This is a genomic window from Janibacter anophelis NBRC 107843 (genome assembly GCF_001570945.1).
Classification (GTDB): domain Bacteria; phylum Actinomycetota; class Actinomycetes; order Actinomycetales; family Dermatophilaceae; genus Janibacter; species Janibacter anophelis.
The window spans coordinates 1-16,706 of sequence record NZ_BCSQ01000039.1 but is presented as its reverse complement, the minus strand read 5'-3'; the positions used below and the strand labels follow the sequence as shown (position 1 = coordinate 16,706).

The 16,706-nt window shown below is 71.7% G+C and carries 17 protein-coding genes; all 17 read right to left on the bottom strand.

Annotated features, from left to right (window positions below; translation table 11 throughout):
* Window positions 1-30: 30 nt before the first annotated feature.
* On the bottom strand, window positions 31-795 hold the full coding sequence (locus tag JAN01S_RS11105) for a TrmH family RNA methyltransferase (protein ID WP_084360184.1): 765 nt from the start codon (window positions 793-795) through the stop codon (window positions 31-33).
* Window positions 796-851: 56 nt separating this feature from the next.
* Complete coding sequence (gene rplT, locus JAN01S_RS11100) at window positions 852-1,235, bottom strand: 50S ribosomal protein L20 (protein WP_068318079.1); 384 nt, start codon at window positions 1,233-1,235, stop codon at window positions 852-854.
* Window positions 1,236-1,274: 39 nt separating this feature from the next.
* On the bottom strand, window positions 1,275-1,469 hold the full coding sequence (rpmI, locus tag JAN01S_RS11095) for a 50S ribosomal protein L35 (RefSeq protein WP_007925928.1): 195 nt from the start codon (window positions 1,467-1,469) through the stop codon (window positions 1,275-1,277).
* A gap of 42 nt (window positions 1,470-1,511) precedes the next feature.
* Window positions 1,512-2,168 (bottom strand): translation initiation factor IF-3, encoded by a 657-nt coding sequence (gene infC / locus JAN01S_RS11090; RefSeq protein ID WP_244884822.1) that lies wholly within the window; start codon window positions 2,166-2,168, stop codon window positions 1,512-1,514.
* A 294-nt stretch (window positions 2,169-2,462) separates the two neighbouring features.
* A complete protein-coding gene (locus JAN01S_RS11085) occupies window positions 2,463-3,188 on the bottom strand; it encodes an SseB family protein (RefSeq protein WP_068318074.1) in 726 nt (241 codons plus the stop codon).
* Entirely contained in the window at window positions 3,185-3,928 is a 744-nt protein-coding gene (priA, locus tag JAN01S_RS11080) for a bifunctional 1-(5-phosphoribosyl)-5-((5-phosphoribosylamino)methylideneamino)imidazole-4-carboxamide isomerase/phosphoribosylanthranilate isomerase PriA (protein ID WP_068318071.1), read from the bottom strand. The genes JAN01S_RS11085 and priA overlap by 4 nt, the downstream gene beginning before the upstream one ends.
* A complete protein-coding gene (gene hisH / locus JAN01S_RS11075; protein WP_068318068.1) occupies window positions 3,925-4,575 on the bottom strand; it encodes an imidazole glycerol phosphate synthase subunit HisH in 651 nt (216 codons plus the stop codon). The genes priA and hisH overlap by 4 nt, the downstream gene beginning before the upstream one ends.
* The gene (locus tag JAN01S_RS11070; protein ID WP_157075709.1) at window positions 4,572-5,165 is read right to left on the bottom strand and encodes a hypothetical protein; all 594 of its coding nucleotides are present in this window, start codon (window positions 5,163-5,165) and stop codon (window positions 4,572-4,574) included. The genes hisH and JAN01S_RS11070 overlap by 4 nt, the downstream gene beginning before the upstream one ends.
* A gap of 8 nt (window positions 5,166-5,173) precedes the next feature.
* Window positions 5,174-5,785 (bottom strand): imidazoleglycerol-phosphate dehydratase HisB, encoded by a 612-nt coding sequence (hisB, locus tag JAN01S_RS11065; protein ID WP_068318062.1) that lies wholly within the window; start codon window positions 5,783-5,785, stop codon window positions 5,174-5,176.
* The gene (locus JAN01S_RS11060) at window positions 5,782-6,900 is read right to left on the bottom strand and encodes a histidinol-phosphate transaminase (protein ID WP_068318057.1); all 1,119 of its coding nucleotides are present in this window, start codon (window positions 6,898-6,900) and stop codon (window positions 5,782-5,784) included. The genes hisB and JAN01S_RS11060 overlap by 4 nt, the downstream gene beginning before the upstream one ends.
* Window positions 6,897-8,243, bottom strand: a complete 1,347-nt coding sequence (gene hisD, locus JAN01S_RS11055; protein ID WP_068318054.1) for a histidinol dehydrogenase — start codon at window positions 8,241-8,243, stop codon at window positions 6,897-6,899. Before hisD ends, JAN01S_RS11060 begins: the two co-directional genes overlap by 4 nt.
* A gap of 56 nt (window positions 8,244-8,299) precedes the next feature.
* Window positions 8,300-11,263: a bifunctional [glutamine synthetase] adenylyltransferase/[glutamine synthetase]-adenylyl-L-tyrosine phosphorylase gene (locus JAN01S_RS11050; protein WP_068318052.1), complete on the bottom strand. Its 2,964-nt coding sequence runs from the start codon at window positions 11,261-11,263 to the stop codon at window positions 8,300-8,302.
* A 7-nt stretch (window positions 11,264-11,270) separates the two neighbouring features.
* Window positions 11,271-12,608: a glutamine synthetase family protein gene (locus JAN01S_RS11045; protein WP_068318049.1), complete on the bottom strand. Its 1,338-nt coding sequence runs from the start codon at window positions 12,606-12,608 to the stop codon at window positions 11,271-11,273.
* Between the two features lie 109 nt (window positions 12,609-12,717).
* Window positions 12,718-15,075, bottom strand: coding sequence for an immune inhibitor A domain-containing protein (locus JAN01S_RS11040; protein WP_244884821.1), 2,358 nt, complete (start codon window positions 15,073-15,075; stop codon window positions 12,718-12,720).
* Window positions 15,076-15,257: 182 nt separating this feature from the next.
* Window positions 15,258-15,965: an iron-sulfur cluster repair di-iron protein gene (gene ric, locus JAN01S_RS11035; protein ID WP_068318046.1), complete on the bottom strand. Its 708-nt coding sequence runs from the start codon at window positions 15,963-15,965 to the stop codon at window positions 15,258-15,260.
* A 28-nt stretch (window positions 15,966-15,993) separates the two neighbouring features.
* Window positions 15,994-16,404: an RrF2 family transcriptional regulator gene (locus JAN01S_RS11030; RefSeq protein WP_068318127.1), complete on the bottom strand. Its 411-nt coding sequence runs from the start codon at window positions 16,402-16,404 to the stop codon at window positions 15,994-15,996.
* 52 nt (window positions 16,405-16,456) lie between these two features.
* On the bottom strand, window positions 16,457-16,706 hold a 250-nt coding region (locus tag JAN01S_RS17160; protein ID WP_218000027.1), incomplete at its 5' end, for a 2'-5' RNA ligase family protein.

The following is a 16,706-nucleotide window of genomic DNA, read 5'->3' as shown; positions in this document are numbered from 1 at the left end:
CGAGCGGGTGGCGCCCCCTTCGTCATCCCGTCAGGCGTGCTGCGCCCGAGCCGAGGCATAGAGGCAGATGGTGCTCGCCATCGCGAGGTTGAGGGACTCGGCGTGGCCGTGGATCGGCACCCGGACGACCTCGTCGCACGCCGCACGGGTCTGCTCCTCCAGGCCCCAGGCCTCGTTGCCCATGACCCACACGTGGGGGCCGGTGAGCTCGGTGTCGTCGATGGTCCGCTCACCCGCCCCGTCGGCTGCGAGGCGACGCACGCCGGCGGCCGCGAGCCCGGCCAGGGTGGCGTCGATGTCGAGCCCGGTGACGATCGGCAGGTGGAAGAGCGACCCGGCCGTGGAGCGCACGACCTTGGGCGAGGTGACGTCGACGGAGGCATCGCTGACGAGGACCGCGTCGGCGCCGGCCGCGTCCGCGCCCCGGATGACCGTGCCGAGGTTGCCGGGGTCGCGCACGTGCGTGAGCAGCACGAGCAGCCGCGGCTGCGCCGCGAGGACGGACTCGAGGTCGCTCGCTGCCCACTCGACGACGGCGGCGGTCCCCTGCGGGGTGTCCGCGTCGCACATGGCCGCGAGCACCTCGTCACTCGTGCGGTGCACGAAGATGCCGGCCTCGCGCGCCGGCTCGACGAACTCGGCATAGCGCTGCGCGGCCTCGTCGGTGACGTAGAGGTCGACGACCCGTCCGGGCGCGAAGCGCACCGCCTCGCGCACACCCTGCGGGCCCTCGACGAGCAACCGCCCGGTGCGGCGACGCACAGAACGCCGGGAGAGCCCGCGCACCGACTTCACCCGGTCAGCAGCGGGGTTGGTCAGTGGTGGGCGCTCCCGGCGTCCGGAACTCTGGCTCAGGCCGAGGCCTTGGCGTCGGCCTGCGCCGGCACATTGGCCTTGGCGATCTCGACGAGCGCGGCGAAGGCGGCCTCGTCGTTGACGGCGAGCTCGGCGAGCATGCGACGGTCGACCTCGATCTCCGCGGCGCGCAGGCCCTGGATGAACCGGTTGTAGGTCATGCCGTTGGCGCGGGCGCCGGCGTTGATGCGCTGGATCCACAGGCGACGGAAGTCACCCTTCTTGGCGCGACGGTCCCGGTAGCTGTACCCGAGGGAGTGGGTGACCTGCTCCTTGGCCTTGCGGTACAGACGGGAGCGCTGGCCCCGGTAGCCGCTGGCGCGCTCGAGGACGACCCGGCGCTTCTTGTGGGCGTTGACCGCCCGCTTCACGCGTGCCACGTGAGTTCTCCTTACAGTTCGTTGGACAAGTGGCTCAGGTCAGCGACCGAGCAGCTTCTTGATCTTCTTCTCGTCGGCCTTGGAGACCAACACGTCGTTCGCGAGGCGACGCGCGTGCTGCGGGGTCTTCTCGTGGAACTTGTGGACGTGGTTGGCGCGCTCGCGCATGATCTTGCCCGAGCCGGTGACCCGGAAGCGCTTCTTCGCACCGGAGTGCGTCTTGTTCTTCGGCATGGCGCCGATCTCCTTCTCGTTGCTGTGCTGGTCTGTGCCGGCTCAGGACTCGGCCGGGGCCTCGGCGGTCTCCTCCACCGGGGCAGCGGTCTCCTCCGCGGGGGCGGCGGAGTCCGCCTTCTGCTGGTCCTTCTTGCGTCGCGCCTCGGCGCGCGCCTCGGACTTCCGCTTGGTCGGTGCGAGCACCATGATCATGTTGCGCCCGTCCTGCTTGGGCGCGGACTCCACGGTGCCGAGCTCCACGACGTCCTCGGCCAGACGCTGCAGCAGTCGGAAGCCCAGCTCGGGGCGGGACTGCTCGCGGCCGCGGAACATGATCGTCACCTTGACCTTGTCGCCGGCGCTGAGGAAGCGCTCGACGTGGCCCTTCTTGGTGCCGTAGTCGTGGCTGTCGATCTTCGGTCGGAGCTTGATCTCCTTGATGACCGTGTTGACCTGGTTCTTGCGGGCCTCACGCGCCTTCATGGCGGCTTCGTACTTGTACTTGCCGAAGTCCATGAGCTTGGCGACGGGGGGCTTGGCCATCGGAGCGACCTCGACGAGGTCGAGATCGGCCTCTGCGGCGAGACGGAGGGCGTCCTCCACGCGCACGATGCCGACCTGCTCCCCGTTGGGGCCGACCAACCGCACCTCGGGGACGCGGATACGGTCATTGATGCGAGGCTCGCTGATGTGCTGCTCCTTAGCTCGGTGTGTCACTCCCGCCACCGACGAAGAAAGGCTCCTCGCCGGTCGCGAGGAGCCTCACCAGAGCACGACGTCGACGAAGGGAGCGGAACGCCTGGGCGTCCAGCGACCCGATGTCGCGTCGAGACCTGAGACCCGGCAACCTGTGTCCGTGGACGATGGTCGGCGCGGGTGGAAGCGAGGCTCCTCTTGCGTCACCACCACGAGGGTGATGACCGGTCGTTGCCAAACGGTACCAGCGCCGCGCCCTGAGCCGAAATCGGGCCGAGGGTCGTCGGGGCTGCCTCCCCCGGCCTGCCCCCTTCGTCAGACGACGGCGAAGGACAGACCGTCGACCCGGGCTCGCAGCTCGCCGTCGGTGGCCAGCTCCTCGGCCACGGCGGTGACGAGGTCCCGGACGCCGTCGGCATCGAGACCGGCGACGAGGGTGAGGCGCACCTGCAGGATCCCCTGGCCGTCGGGCACGCCCTCGGCGAGCTCGTGCTCGGTCACCTCGTCGTGGCCGGCGACGACCCGGGCGACGGACTGCGCCACGAAGGGGTCCTCGTGGGCGGGCAACCACGCGCGCTGCTGGGCCAGGGCCCAGACCATCGAGGGACGGATCTCGAAGGCCTGCTCGCTCGCGCAGTCGAGCACCATGAGGTCGGCCCGCTCGCTCACGGCGGCCTGCGCCGCCCGGGCGGCCTCGACCGGCACCGGCCGGACCGTGCTGTCGAAGGCGGCGAGCGAGGCCATCGAGGTGAAGACCGGCAGGGCCGTGCGGCCGTCCGGGTGCTCGAGGAGGACGACCGCCATGTCCGCCTCCTTGTCGGCGGTGTGGCCGTGCTCGCCCTCGACCGTCTCGGCCGCGACGGCCTTGACCGGCACGAGCATCCGGGCGCTCGCGAGCGACGCCATGACGTCGGCCTCGCCGCCGCTGTGCAGGGCCGCCATGAGGGTCGGGTCGGCCTCGCCCGTGTCGCCGGCGAAGCCACCGAGGGGCAGCTCGCGGCCGCCCCAGGGGATGCCGGCGGAGTCCGCCGGGCCCGTCACGGGCGACCCGCCGCGTCGAGGGCCTCGGCCAGGGTGACGGTGCCCTTGTACAACGCCGATCCGATGATCGCGCCCTCGACGCCGACCGGCACGAGCTCGCGCAGGGCCACGACGTCCTCGCGGGTCGTCACTCCCCCGCTGGCGACGACCTTGGCGTCGGTGGCGTCGGCGACGTCGCGCAGCAGCTGGAGGTTGGGGCCGGCGAGCATGCCGTCCTTGGCGACGTCGGTGACGACGTAGCGCGCGCAGCCCTCGGAGTCGAGGCGGCCGAGGGTCTCCCACAGGTCGCCCCCCTCCTTGGTCCAGCCGCGCGCGGCGAGGGTGGTGCCGCGCACGTCGAGCCCGACGGCGATCCGCTCCCCGTGCTCGGCGATCGCGGCCGCGGTCCACTCGGGGTTCTCCAGCGCGGCGGTCCCGAGGTTGACCCGGGCGCACCCGGAGCCGAGCGCCGCGACGAGGGAGGCCTCGTCGCGGATGCCGCCGCTCAGCTCGACCTTGATGTCGAGGCGACCGACGATGTCGGCGAGCAGCTCGCGGTTGCTGCCCTCTCCGAAGGCGGCGTCGAGGTCGACGAGGTGGATCCACTCCGCGCCCTGCTCCTGCCAGGCGCTCGCCGCCTGGAAGGGGTCACCGAAGTCCCACCCGGAGTCGGCGACGCCCTGCTGCAGCTGGACGGCCCGACCCCCTCGCACGTCGACGGCGGGCAGGAGCTCCAGACGGGGGCTCTCGGTCGTGGTCACAGTGACATCACCCAGTTCTTCAGCAGGTGCAGCCCAGCGTCCCCGGACTTCTCGGGGTGGAACTGCGTGGCGGACAACGGACCGTTCTCGACGGCCGCGACGAAGGGGGACCCGTGCTCGCTCCACGTGACGCGCGGCTGCGCCACAGCGAGCGCGCCGTCGGCCGGCGGCAGGTCCCAGGAGCCGACGCCGTAGGAGTGGACGAAGTAGAAGCGCTCGGCCCCGACACCGGCGAAGAGGGCACTGTCCTCGGGCGCGGTGACCTCGGACCAGCCCATGTGCGGCACGACGGGCGCGGACAGCCGCGCGACCGTGCCGGGCCACTGCGACAGGCCGGACTCCTGCTCCTGCGAGCCGCTCGGCTCCTGCGAGCCGTCGAACATCACCTGCATGCCGACGCACACGCCGAGCACGGGGCGACCGCCGGCGAGCCGGGTGTCGATGAGTGCCGGGCCGTCGGCCGCACGCAGCCCCGCCATGCAGGCGTGGAAGTTGCCCACACCCGGCACGAGCAGACCGTCGGCCGCCAGGACGGCACCGCGGTCCGCGGTCAGCTCGACCTGCGCCCCGACGTGCGCGAGCGCGCGCACCGCCGAGTGCACGTTGCCGGAGCCGTAGTCCAGGACGACGACGCGGGGACTGGTCATTGGTGCACATCCTTGACGACGGACTCGAAGGTCTGGACGGACCGCGGGTCGGGGGCGATGACCGGGCCCAGATCGGTGTCGGACCCGTCGAGCACCCGGCCGCCGGGCAGCCCGAGCACGGTCGTGGCCTCGACGAGCCACTCCCGGTGCGTCAGGTCGCTCCGACCCCACAGCTCACGGATCTGGCGGATCGGCACCTCACGGACGCCGGGTGCGGCGGCGAGGGTGCGGTGCAGGTCCTCCGGCGACAGCGGCGGCAGCTGCGGTCCGCGCACCACCTCGCGGTCGGCGGCGCGCAGTGCCCAGCGGATCGGTGATCGCCCGGGCGCGCGGGCCGTGATCACGGCGGCGTCCCCGATCTCGAACAGGCCCACGGCCGGCGCGGCCGGTGACGGCACGTGCCGGGAGGCCAGCACGGTGAGCGCGTCGTCGTACGGTGCCGCGGCCCGGCTGGTCGCCCCGGCGGGGACGACGATCGACCACGTGCTGTGCTCGAGGACGTGGCACGGCACGACGCCGCGCCGGACCCACTCGAGCGCTCTCGCCGCGGTCGCGGAGAGGAGCACCACTCCCCTGCCCTGCTCGGTCATCGCATGCTCTACAGGGCGCCCTTGGCGCTCGGGATGCCGGTCACGCGCGGGTCGACGGCGACGGCCGCGCGCAGCGCGCGGGCCAGCGCCTTGAACTGGGCCTCGACGATGTGGTGCGGGTCGCGGCCGGAGAGGACGCGCACGTGGAGGGCGATGCCGGCGTTGTACGCGAAGGACTCCATGACGTGACGGGTGAGCGACCCGACGAAGTTGCCGCCGATGATGACGTACTCCTGCCCCTCGGGCTCACCGGTGTGCACGACGTACGGGCGGCCGGCGACGTCGACGACGGCGTGGACGAGCGCCTCGTCGAGCGGCACGGTCGCGTCACCGAAGCGGCTGATGCCGCGCTTGTCGCCGAGGGCCTCACGGACGGCCTGACCGAGGACGATCGCGACGTCCTCGACGGTGTGGTGGGCGTCGACGTCGACGTCGCCCTCCGCACGCACGGTCAGGTCGATGAGGCTGTGCTTGGCGAGCGACAGCAGCATGTGGTCGTAGAAGCGCACCCCCGTGGACACCTCGCCGACGCCGGTGCCGTCGAGGTCGACGGTCACCTCGACGCGGCTCTCCGAGGTGCCTCGGGTCACCGTCGCGGTGCGGGGTGCGGTGCTGCTCACGGGATCTCCTTGGTCAGTGCGTGCGTGGGGACGAGCTGCGCCATCGCCGTGAGGAAGCGGCTCGTCTCCTCCGGGGTGCCGGCGGTGACGCGCAGGTGGTGCGGGATGCCGACGTCGCGCACCAGGACCCCCTCGTCGAGCAGAGCCTGCCACGTCGCGGGGGCGTCGGCGAGTCCGCCGAAGAGGACGAAGTTGGCGTCGCTCGGCACCGGGGACAGGCCCATCGCCGTCAGCTCGCTGACGAGACGGTCACGCTGCTCCTTGATGGCGTCGACCGTCTCGAGCAGCCGGTCGGCGTGCTCGAGCGAGACCCGCGCGATCGTCTGCGTCGGGATCGACAGGTGGTAGGGCAGGCGCACGAGCCGCAGCGCGTCGATGACCTGCGGGTCGGCGGCCAGGTAACCGAGTCGACCGCCGGCCAGCGCGAAGGCCTTGCTCATCGTGCGGGTGACGACGAGCCGCGGGTGCCGCTCCAGGAGCGACAGCGCGGTGGGCGTCCCGGGTCGGGCGAACTCCGCGTAGGCCTCGTCGACGACGACGAGGGCGCGCGGGGCGGCCTCGAGCATCGCCTCGATGACGTCGAAGGGCAGCGCGGTGCCGGTCGGGTTGTTGGGCGAGCAGAGGAAGACGAGGTGCGGGTCGGCCGCCGTCGCCTGCTCGATCGCCGACTCGACGGTCAGGTCGAAGGTCTGCTGGTGGCGTTGCCCGTCGACCCAGGTCGTCCCGAGGGTCTCGTTGATGATCGAGTGCATCGAGTAGGCGGGGGTGAACCCCAGCGCCGTGCGGCCGGGCCCGCCGAAGGCCTGGACGATGTGCGACAGGACCTCGTTGGACCCGTTGCCGGCCCACAGCTGCTCCGGGCGAAGGGAGACCCCGCTGCGGTCCTCGAGGTAGGTGACCAGGGCCTTGCGCAGGTCGGTGAACTCGCGGTCCGGGTACCGGTTGAGCCCGGACAGGCGCTCGCGCAGCTCGCCGAGGATGGCCTCGACCACCTCGCTCGGCACCGGGTAGGACGACTCGTTGGTGTTGAGCTGGACGGGCACGTCCAGCTGCGGGGCGCCGTAGGCGGTGCGCCCGCGCAGCTCGGGGCGCAGCAGCTGCTCGACCTCGCTCATGGGCGCACCTCGCCGGTGCGCGCGGTCACGGCCTCGCCGTGCGCGGGCAGGTCCTCGGCCTCGGCGAGCGCCACGACGTGCGGGGCGACCTCGGCCAGGGCGTCGGCCGAGTACTCGATGACGTGGATGCCACGCAGGAAGGACTGCACCGACAGTCCGCTGGAGTGCGCGGCACTGCCCCCGGTCGGCAGGACGTGGTTGGACCCGGCGACGTAGTCACCGAGGCTGACCGGGGAGTGCGGACCGACGAAGATCGCGCCGGCGTTGCGCACCCGCGCGGCGACGGCGGCCGCGTCGACGGTGATGACCTCGAGGTGCTCGGCGGCGTAGGCGTCGACGACCCGCAGGCCGGCGTCGAGGTCGTCGACGAGGACGATCGCCGACTGGCGCCCACCGAGGGCCTCGACGACGCGCTCGCTGTGCTTGGTGGCCGCGGCCCGCCGCTCCACGACGGCCGCCACCGCGTCGGCGAGCTCGGTCGAGTCGGTGACGAGCACCGACCCGGCGAGCGGGTCGTGCTCGGCCTGGCTGATGAGGTCGGCGGCGACGTGCTCGGGGTCGGCGGTGGCGTCGGCGAGCACGGCGATCTCGGTCGGGCCCGCCTCGGCGTCGATCCCGATGAGTCCCTTGAGCAACCGCTTGGCCGCGGCAACGTAGATGTTGCCCGGGCCGGTCACGAGGCTCACCGGGGCACACTCGCCGTCCTGGCCGGCGGTGTCGTCGACGAAACCGTGCGCGAAGCCGGCCACGGCCTGGGCGCCACCCATGGTCCAGACCTCGTCGACGCCGAGGAGGGAGCACGCCGCGAGGATCGTCGGGTGCGGGTACCCGGCGAAGACGCCCTGGTTGTCGCGCTGCGGTGGGCTGGCCACGGCGAGGGAACCGACCCCGGCGATCTGGGCGGGCACGACATTCATCACCACGGAGCTCGGGTAGACCGCGCGCCCACCCGGGACGTAGAGACCGACCCGCTCGACGGGCACCCAGCGCTCGGTGACGGTGCCGCTCTCGTGCAGCCGGGTGGTGGTGTCGGTGCGTCGCTGGTCGGCGTGCACGGCCCGGGCGCGCTCGATCGAGACCTCGAGCGCGCGGCGCACGTCGGCGTCGAGCACCTCGACGGCGGCGTCGAGCACCTGAGGCGGGACGCGGAGGGAGGTCGGCCGCACCCCGTCGAACCGCTCGCCGAGCTCGTACAGCGCCGTCGCGCCGCGGTCATGGACGTCGTCGCAGATCGGGCGGACCGCCTCGAGTGCGGTCTCGACGTCGTACTCCGCACGCGGCAGGGCAGCGCGCAGCGCCCGGGCCCCGAGGGGCTGGGAACGCAGGTCGATCGTGGCGAGCATGGGTCCAGTCTAGATTCGCCCCACGGGGCGGCTGACCGGTGTCTCACGGCCGGCCGCTACCGCTCTCCGTAGAAGATCCGGTCGACGACGTGGCGAGCGTGCCGGGCGGTGCGCCGATAGGACTCGGCGAGGGCCAGACCCGACTGGGGCTCCATGCCGACGATGCGTCCGACGCCGTCGGCCTCGCGCAGGTTGGAGGGCACGGAGTCGACGGGGCGACCGCGGAAGAGCATGCCGGCATTGCGCAGCAGCGAGGCCATCGACCACGCCTGGCGCAGCGTGTCGGCGTCATCGACGTCGACGAGGCCGGCCTCGACCGCGGCCGCAAGCGCGGGCAGGGTCCGGGGCGTCCGCAAGCCCTCGTGGTCGTGTGCGTGCTGCATCTGCAGCAGCTGGATCGTCCACTCGACGTCGGACAGCCCGCCCATGCCCAGCTTGAAGTGCGCCTTGCGGTCGGCTCCCCGCGGGAGCCGCTCGGCCTCCATGCGGGCCTTGAGCCGTCGGACCTCGCGCACCTGCTGGGCGTCCAGTCCCTCCGACGACCAGCGAAGGGGGTCGATGAGCGCGGTGAACCGGGCGCCGAGCTCGGGGTCGCCGGCGACCGGGCGAGCGCGCAGCAGCGCCTGTGCCTCCCAGGTCTGCGACCACCGGGCGTAGTAGCTGGCATAGCTCGCGAGCGAGCGCACCATCGGGCCGCTCTTGCCCTCCGGGCGCAGGTCGGCGTCGAGGCCGAGCGGTGGGTCGGATCCGGCCGCCCCGATGAGTCGGCGCAGCTCGGTCACGACGGCGAGGGCCGCCTCCTGGGCTGCCTGCTCGTCGGTCCCCTCGTGCGGGTCGTGCACGTAGAGCACGTCCGCGTCGGACGAGTACCCGACCTCCCGCCCGCCCAGGCGGCCCATGCCGACGATGAGCAGGGAGGTGCGCAGCGGCTCCTCGCGCTCGGCCTCGACCTTGCGCACGACGACCTCGAGCGCGGCCTCGATGGTCGCCTCGCTGACCTCGGTGAGGGCCTCGCCCACCTCGTCGAGCGAGAGCCGGTCCTCGAGGTCGGCGACGGCCACGCGGAAGATCTCGGCCCGGCGGATGGCCCGGATGGCCCCCACCGCGGCCTCGGGGTCCTCGCGCCGCCCGGCCGCCGAGCGCATGCGTCGCAGCAGCTCCTCGCGTGAGCGCGGTCGCAGACCGTCGGTGTCTCCGAGCATCTGCACCGCCTCGGGGCTGGCCAGCAGCAGCTCACCGGCGAAGCGGCTGGCGCCGAGGGTGTGGGCGAGCGTCTGCGCGGCCTCCCCCTCGTCGCGCAGCAGGCGGAGGTACCAGTGGGTGGTCCCGAGCTCCTCGCTCACCTTGCGGAAGGCGAGCAGCCCGGCGTCGGGGTCGGCCATCTCGGCGAACCACTCGAGCATCACGGGCAGCAGCTGCTTCTGGATCGAGGCGGCGCGGCTGACGCCCTCGGTGAGCACCTGCAGGTGGCGCAGTGCCCCGGCCGGGTCGCGGTAGCCGAGGGCGCTCAACCGCTCGCGGGCCGCGTCTGGGCTGAGCGAGGCCTCGTCGGGGCTGAGCCGGGCGACGGCGGACAGCAGCGGTCGGTAGAAGAGCCTCTGGTGCAGGCGGCGCACCTCGCGCGCGTGCCCGGTGCGCAGCTCGGCGACCTGCTTGCCCGGCTGGTCCCACAGGCGCATCGAGCGGCCGAGTCGCCGCAGGTCGTCCTCGGACGTGGGCATCAGGTGGGTGCGGCGCAGTCGGTGCAGCTGGATGCGGTGCTCGAGGGTGCGCAGGATCCGGTAGGCCTGCTCGAGCACGGCGGCGTCGGACCGCCCGACGTAGCCACCCGCGGACAGCGCCGCCAGCGCGTCGAGCGTCGTGCCGGAGTGGAGCGTCTCGTCGGTGCGCCCGTGGACGAGCTGGAGCAGCTGCACGGAGAACTCGACATCGCGCAACCCGCCGGGGCCGAGCTTGAGCTGGCGCGCGGCCTCGGCGGCCGGGATGTGCTGCTCGACGCGCCGGCGCATCGCCTGGACGTCGTCGACGAAGTCCTCGCGCGAGGCGGCCTCCCACACCAGGGGTTGGACGGCCTGGAGGTACTCGGCACCCAGGGTGGCGTCCCCGGCCAGGTGGCGCGCCTTGAGCAGCGCCTGGAACTCCCAGGTCTTGGCCCAGCGCTCGTAGTAGGTGCGGTGGCTGGCCACCGTGCGCACGAGCGGGCCCTGCTTGCCCTCGGGGCGCAGCGCGGCATCGACCGGCCACAGGCTGCCGTGCGCGGTGACGTCCGCGCATGCGTGCATGGCTCGGGTGGCGACCCGGGTGGCCACCTCGAGCGCGGTGGCCTCGTCGGTGCCCTCGACGGGCTCGGCCACGAAGATCACGTCGACGTCCGAGATGTAGTTCAGCTCCCGCCCGCCGGCCTTGCCCATGCCGATCACCGCGAACCGGATGCCGTGACGCCCTTCGCCCTGCTCGTCGAGGGCGATGCGCACGGCCCCCTCGAGCGCCGATCCGGCCAGGTCGGCCAGGGCCCGGGCGATGTCGGGGAAGTCGGCGACGGGGTCCTCGGAGGTCACGTCCCGCGCGGCGATGCCCAGCAGCTGCCGGCGGTAGCCCACGCGCAGCGCGTCCTGGGGATCGAGGTCGCCGTGGTCGGCGATCTCCGCGAGGAGGACCTCGGTGCGCTCCTCGGGGGTCATCTCGCGGGCGTCGACCGCATCGCGCCACTGGCTCGGGTGCGCGACGAGGTGGTCGACGAGCGCCGACGAGATGCCGAGCGCGCCGATCACCCGGTCGCGGGCGACCTCTTCGTCCCGCAGCGCGGTGACCAGGTCGTCGTCCTGGCGGGCCTCCATCAGGCGCACCAGACCGAGCAGCGCCTGGTCCGGGTCGGCCGACCGCGACAGCGCCGCGAGCAGCGGCAGGTGGACGTCGGCGAGCGGCTCCAGCGCCGGGTCGGCGAGGAGCGACTCGGCGCGACGGGCGTCCCCGAAGCCGCGTCGGGCGAGGGTGGGCTCGGGTCGGGACGGCGGGCTCACGCGGACCTCACAGGCGTGGCAGGAGACGCTCGAGCTCGAAGGGGGTGACCTGGTTGCGGTAGTCGGCCCACTCCTGCTGCTTGTTGCGCAGGAAGAAGTCGAAGACGTGCTCGCCGAGCGTCTCGGCGACCAGCTCGCTCTCCTCCATCGCCTCGATGGCCTCGGCGAGGCTCGCCGGCAACGGCTTGATGCCCATCGCCCGGCGCTCACGGTCGGTGAGGCCCCAGACGTCGTCCTCGGTCTCGGGCGGCAGCTCGTAGCCCTCCTCGATGCCCTTCAGGCCCGCGGTGAGCATGACCGCGAAGGCGAGATAGGGATTGCACGAGGCGTCGAGCGAACGCAGCTCGACCCGGCTGGAGTTGCCCTTGTTGGGCTTGTACATCGGCACCCGCACCATCGCGGAGCGGTTGTTGTGCCCCCACGTCAGGTGCGCCGGAGCCTCGCCGCCGCCCCACAGGCGCTTGTAGCTGTTGACCCACTGGTTGGTCACGGCCGCGTACTCGCGACCGTGGTGGAGCAGTCCGGCGATGAACTGGCGGCCCACGCGGCTGAGCTGGTACGGGGCGCCCGGCTCGTGGAAGGCATTGGTGTCACCCTCGAAGAGCGACATGTGGGTGTGCATGCCGCTGCCCGGGTACTCGGCGAAGACCTTGGGCATGAAGGTCGCGTAGACCCCCTGCTCGAGGGCCACCTCCTTGATGACCGTGCGGAAGGTCATGATGTTGTCCGCCGTCGAGAGGGCATCGGCGTAGCGCAGGTCGATCTCGTTCTGCCCCGGCGCCCCCTCGTGGTGGCTGAACTCCACCGAGATGCCGACGGACTCGAGCATGGTGATGGCCGCCCGGCGGAAGTCGTGGGCCTCCCCCTTCGGCACGTGGTCGAAGTACCCACCGTCGTCGACGGGCACCGGCCGCTCACCCGGCGGGGTGCCCTGCTTGAGGAGGAAGAACTCGATCTCGGGGTGGGTGTAGAAGCTGAACCCCATGTCGGCGGCCTTGTCCAGCGCGCGCCGCAGGACGTAGCGGGCGTCGGCCAGGGCAGGGCTGCCGTCGGGCAGCTGGATGTCGCAGAACATCCGCGCGGTGCCGGGATGCTCACCGCGCCACGGCAGGACTTGGAAGGTCGAGGGGTCGGGGCGCGCGAGCATGTCCGCCTCGTAGACCCGGGTGAAGCCCTCGATCGCCGAGCCGTCGAAGCCGATGCCCTCGGTGAAGGCACCCTCGAGCTCCGCCGGGGCGATGGCCACGGACTTCAACGTCCCGAGCACGTCGGTGAACCACAACCGGACGAACCGGATGTCGCGCTCCTCGATGGTCCGGAGGACGAACTCCTGCTGACGATCCATGGCCCCATCCTGCCCCACGGGCAGGCTCTGCGACGCAACGACGCCGGGCCCGCTCCGTCCGGGTGGACGGGGCGGGCCCGGCGCTCGAGTGATCAGCCGGTGGGGTCGATCAGTCGGCGGCCTCGATCCGCAGCTTCATCGAGTCCTTCTTCTCGCTGAGCACCTTGATCTTGGTGCCGGAGCCGGCGACCTTGGTCGAGCTCCACGGGTTGTCCGCAGACCAGTAGCGGTCGGGGTCGGAGTCATCGAAGGTCGTGATGCCCTTGCTCGACGGCACCGTCTCGGGGATCCCGGCGTTGTGGAAGGTCACCTCGTCGGTGCGCTGCTTGCCGAAGGTGGCGTCGAAGGGCTGGCGACGGTTGCCGAGCAGCTTGCCATTGTCGAAGGTGACGGGGGCGGGACGCGCGTCGACCGGAAGCACCTGGCCGTAGCCCGGGTGGACCCGCGTGTTGTTGTCCTTGTAGGCGTTGTTGATGTACCAGACGAGCAGGCCGTCCTGGTACGGGAAGCGCTCCACCCAGTCGGGACGGTCGGCGAACCCGAAGTTGTACGGGCCCGTCTCGAGGTTCTTGTCGTAGCCCGAGTAGACGCGGTTCTCGGCCAGGTAGTAGCTCTGCACCTGCTCCGAGGTGGATCCGGTCATCCGGGTGAACCCGTCAGCGGTCCAGCCGTTGTCCCCGCTCTCCACGTCGTCGGTCAGCACCGGGCTGCCGTCGACGGTGATCGTGATGTCGTCGATGAAGGCGCCGGGCTGCGAGACGCCGCCATCGGTCTGGTAGCGCCAGCGGAACTGGATGGTGCTGCCCGCGTAGGCGCTCAGGTCGGTGGTCACCTCGTTCCACGAGAGGTCGCCACCGTCGGTGACGGCGACCTCCTCCCAGGTGGCACCACCGTCGGTGCTCACCTCGGTGTAGAGGAAGTCGTAGCCGGCCTCGATGTCGGTCGCGACCTGCGCCGTGACGGACGCGGACGTGGCGCCGGTGAGGTCGATCTCGCGACCGAGCGTGTTGTTGAGGTTGTCGGCCGAGCCGGACCACCACTCGTACTCACCCGAGTGCGGCGTGTTGTACCCGGTCGTCAGGGTCTGCTCGGGCAGGAGCACGGCCGCGGCCTGGGCCTTGGTCGCGTGGTCGCGGTCGGCCGGGCCGAGGTCGATGTTCTTGGTCTGGCCCTGCTCGGTGAGGTCGTAGTCGAGCCAGCCGAGCTGCAGCTTTTCCCAGGCACCCATGTAGCCGGGGCTGGAGCCGATGTCCTCGGTGCCGTCGTTGAGCCAGGAGCCGCCCGACATCAGCGTCCAGAAGCCGGTGCCGTTGTCACCGCCGGCGGTGTCGTACAGGTCCGGCAGACCCAGGTCGTGGGCGAACTCGTGGGTGAAGACACCCAGGCCACCGTTCTCCGGCTCGGTGGTGTAGTCACCGATCCACAGGCCGGAGTCACCCAGCGGCACCCCGCCGAGCTTGTTCTGCGCGGGGCCCTCCTTGCCGATGTTGTTGGAGAAGGCGTACCAGCGGTGGCTCCAGATGGCGTCCTCGCCCTGTGCGCCGCCGCCGGCCTCCTCGCCCTCACCGGCGTGGATCGCCTGGAAGTGGTCGATGTAGCCGTCGGACTCGTTGAAGTCGCCGTCACCGTCGAAGTCGTAGCGGTCCCAGACGTCGAACTGGGCCAGGTACTCCTTGATCTCGGCGTCGCTCTTGCCCTGGGCCTTCTGGTCGTCGTACCACGCCGTCGCGGTGTCCTTGACGTAGTTCCAGTAGCCGCCCGCCTCGGAGGTGCCGTCACCCTCGACCGGGTTGTGGCCGTAGCGCGCCTCGTTGTACGGCACGGTCACCCAGTCGCTGACGTCACCCTTGGTGAGGAAACGGCCGTTGGACTGCTTGAGGTAGAAGTCGCGGAAGGACTCCTGGCCCTCGGCGAACATCAGCTCCTGGTAGTGCTCGCGGCTGAAGTCGTCGGTCCAGATCGTCGAGTTGTTGACCGAGCGGTCGGGCTCGGCGATCTCGTTGTGCGCCGGGCCGGCCTCGCCGCCGGTGGCCGGGAGGGTCTGGTCGCCGAAGTCGGTGAGGATCGTGAAGACGGAGGCCTCACGGTCGACGTCGTACTGGACGTACTTGGTGCGGGGCTTCTTGTCCTTGCCCTTGCCCTTGCTCGCCGTCGTGCGGTCCTTGTGGCCCTTGGCCTGCGTGTGCTGCTCGGCCGCGTCGTCGCTCGTGATCTCGATGACCTGGGTGCCGTTCTTGGTGACCAGCTTCGCCTCGCCCCGCAGGAGCTTGGTGACCGCGTCCTCGCGCAGCTCGCGCTGGGCGTCACCGAGCGGGTTGGGCAGGTCGTCGTGCCGGGCGGTCGAGGCCGATCGGTCATCGGGGGCCACTCCTGCCGTCGTCCGCGCGGACGCCGACATCGGCGCCAGGGTCAGGACGAGGGCGGACGCGGCGAGACCGGACACGACATAGGTGTGGCGTCTCTTCACGAATCCTCCAGAAAACATGTGTGGCTGGTGCCACAGGGGTGAGCGCACTCAACCAAGGATTCGCGGCATACGTCAGGCATCGCAGGATTTCCTGAACATTTCCTTACTGTTCGCCGTGCACACGTCCGGGTTTTCCCTGCATGTCCCGCAGAGAGGGGCCCCGGCGCAGTCGGGACGGGGCGTCACTCACCCCTCAAGCGCTCGTCCAGGCGGAGCACCTGGGGGAAGAGCACGTTGTTCTCCTGGTGCACGTGCTCGTGGATGTCACGCTCGAACTGCGCCAGACCGGCGAGCATCGCGTGGTACGAACCGCACGCGTCGGCCGGCGGCACGTGGTCACCGGTCAGCTCACGGATCCGCTTGAGCAGGTCGCCGACGACGTCGTGTTCGTCGATGAGTTCCTGCAGCGCATCGGCCAGGGTGCCCGAGGCGAGCCGGACCGGGGCCTGAGTCCGCTCCAGTCGGGTGATCGCCGGGAAGATCACCCGCTCCTCGCGCGTCATGTGCGGGTCGAGCTCGGCGGTGACCTCCTCGAAGGCGGCCTTGACCTCGGCGAGCTCGAGGTGGCGCTCGCCGTGCACCCCGGCGACCTTGTCGACGAGCGCGGTCAACCGCGGCATCTCCTCCCACGCGTACGCGTGGTGGGTGTCGACGATGTCGTGGGCCAGCGCGGACATCTCGAGGTCGCGGGCGACCACCGCGGGCGGCTCGCCGGGCAGGTCCAGGCGGGCGCTCACCTCGGTCGGGTCGAGGCCGGCAGCGCTGGCAGCCTCCTCGAGCGGACGATGCCCGTTGCAGCAGTAGTCGAGGCCGAGCTGCTCGAGCACCCGACTGCGACGCGGGTCCTCGGTGACCAGCTCGGCGAGGGTTGCGGTGGTGGCGACTGGCATGGCCGATCTTCCCTTCATGGTGGGGGCGTCACCCGGCGCCCCTCAGGTGGACGGGGACCGCCGGGGTGGCGGCCAGCGTGGAGGTGAGCGTGGTGCGGGCCTGCGTCCACGCGTCGTGGAGGGCGCACGTGTCCCCCGTGGCGCAGGCCCGGTCCTGGGCGACGCAGCGACCCGTCGCGGTCGGCCCGTCGACGGCTTCGATCACGTCGAGCACGCTGGCGCCGGCCGCGGCGTCGGTCAGGGAGTAGCCACCGGAAGGGCCGGGGGTCGAGCGGACCCAACCGGCCTTGACGAGGGGCCCGACCACCTGCGCGACGAAGCCCGGGGTCGCGTCGAGCGCCTCCCCCAGCTCGGGCGCCTTGAGCCGGGTGTCGCGCGGCGAGAGGGTCGCCACGGCCTGCACGGCCAACTCCGCTCGTCGAGTTACCTCAAGTCTCATAGTCATAGACTAATAGATTGATCGAAGGGAGGGAAGGCTCCGGCTCGCGGGGTCAGCCGAGGTGCCACTCGTGCATGACGTGGCACCGGCCGGACTCCCACCAGGCCAGCTGCAGCCGGGCCAGCGTGCATGACGCCGGGATCATGGCGGCGAGCCGGCGGCGGGTGCTCTCGATCGTCACCGTGGGCGTGGCCGCGTCGAGGGTCACGTGCGGGAGCGGGTGGGGGCCGAAGGCGCCCTCGTACGGTTCGAACTGCGGGAAGGCCGCGACGAGCCGCGCGGTCAGGGCGGGCAGCGGCTCG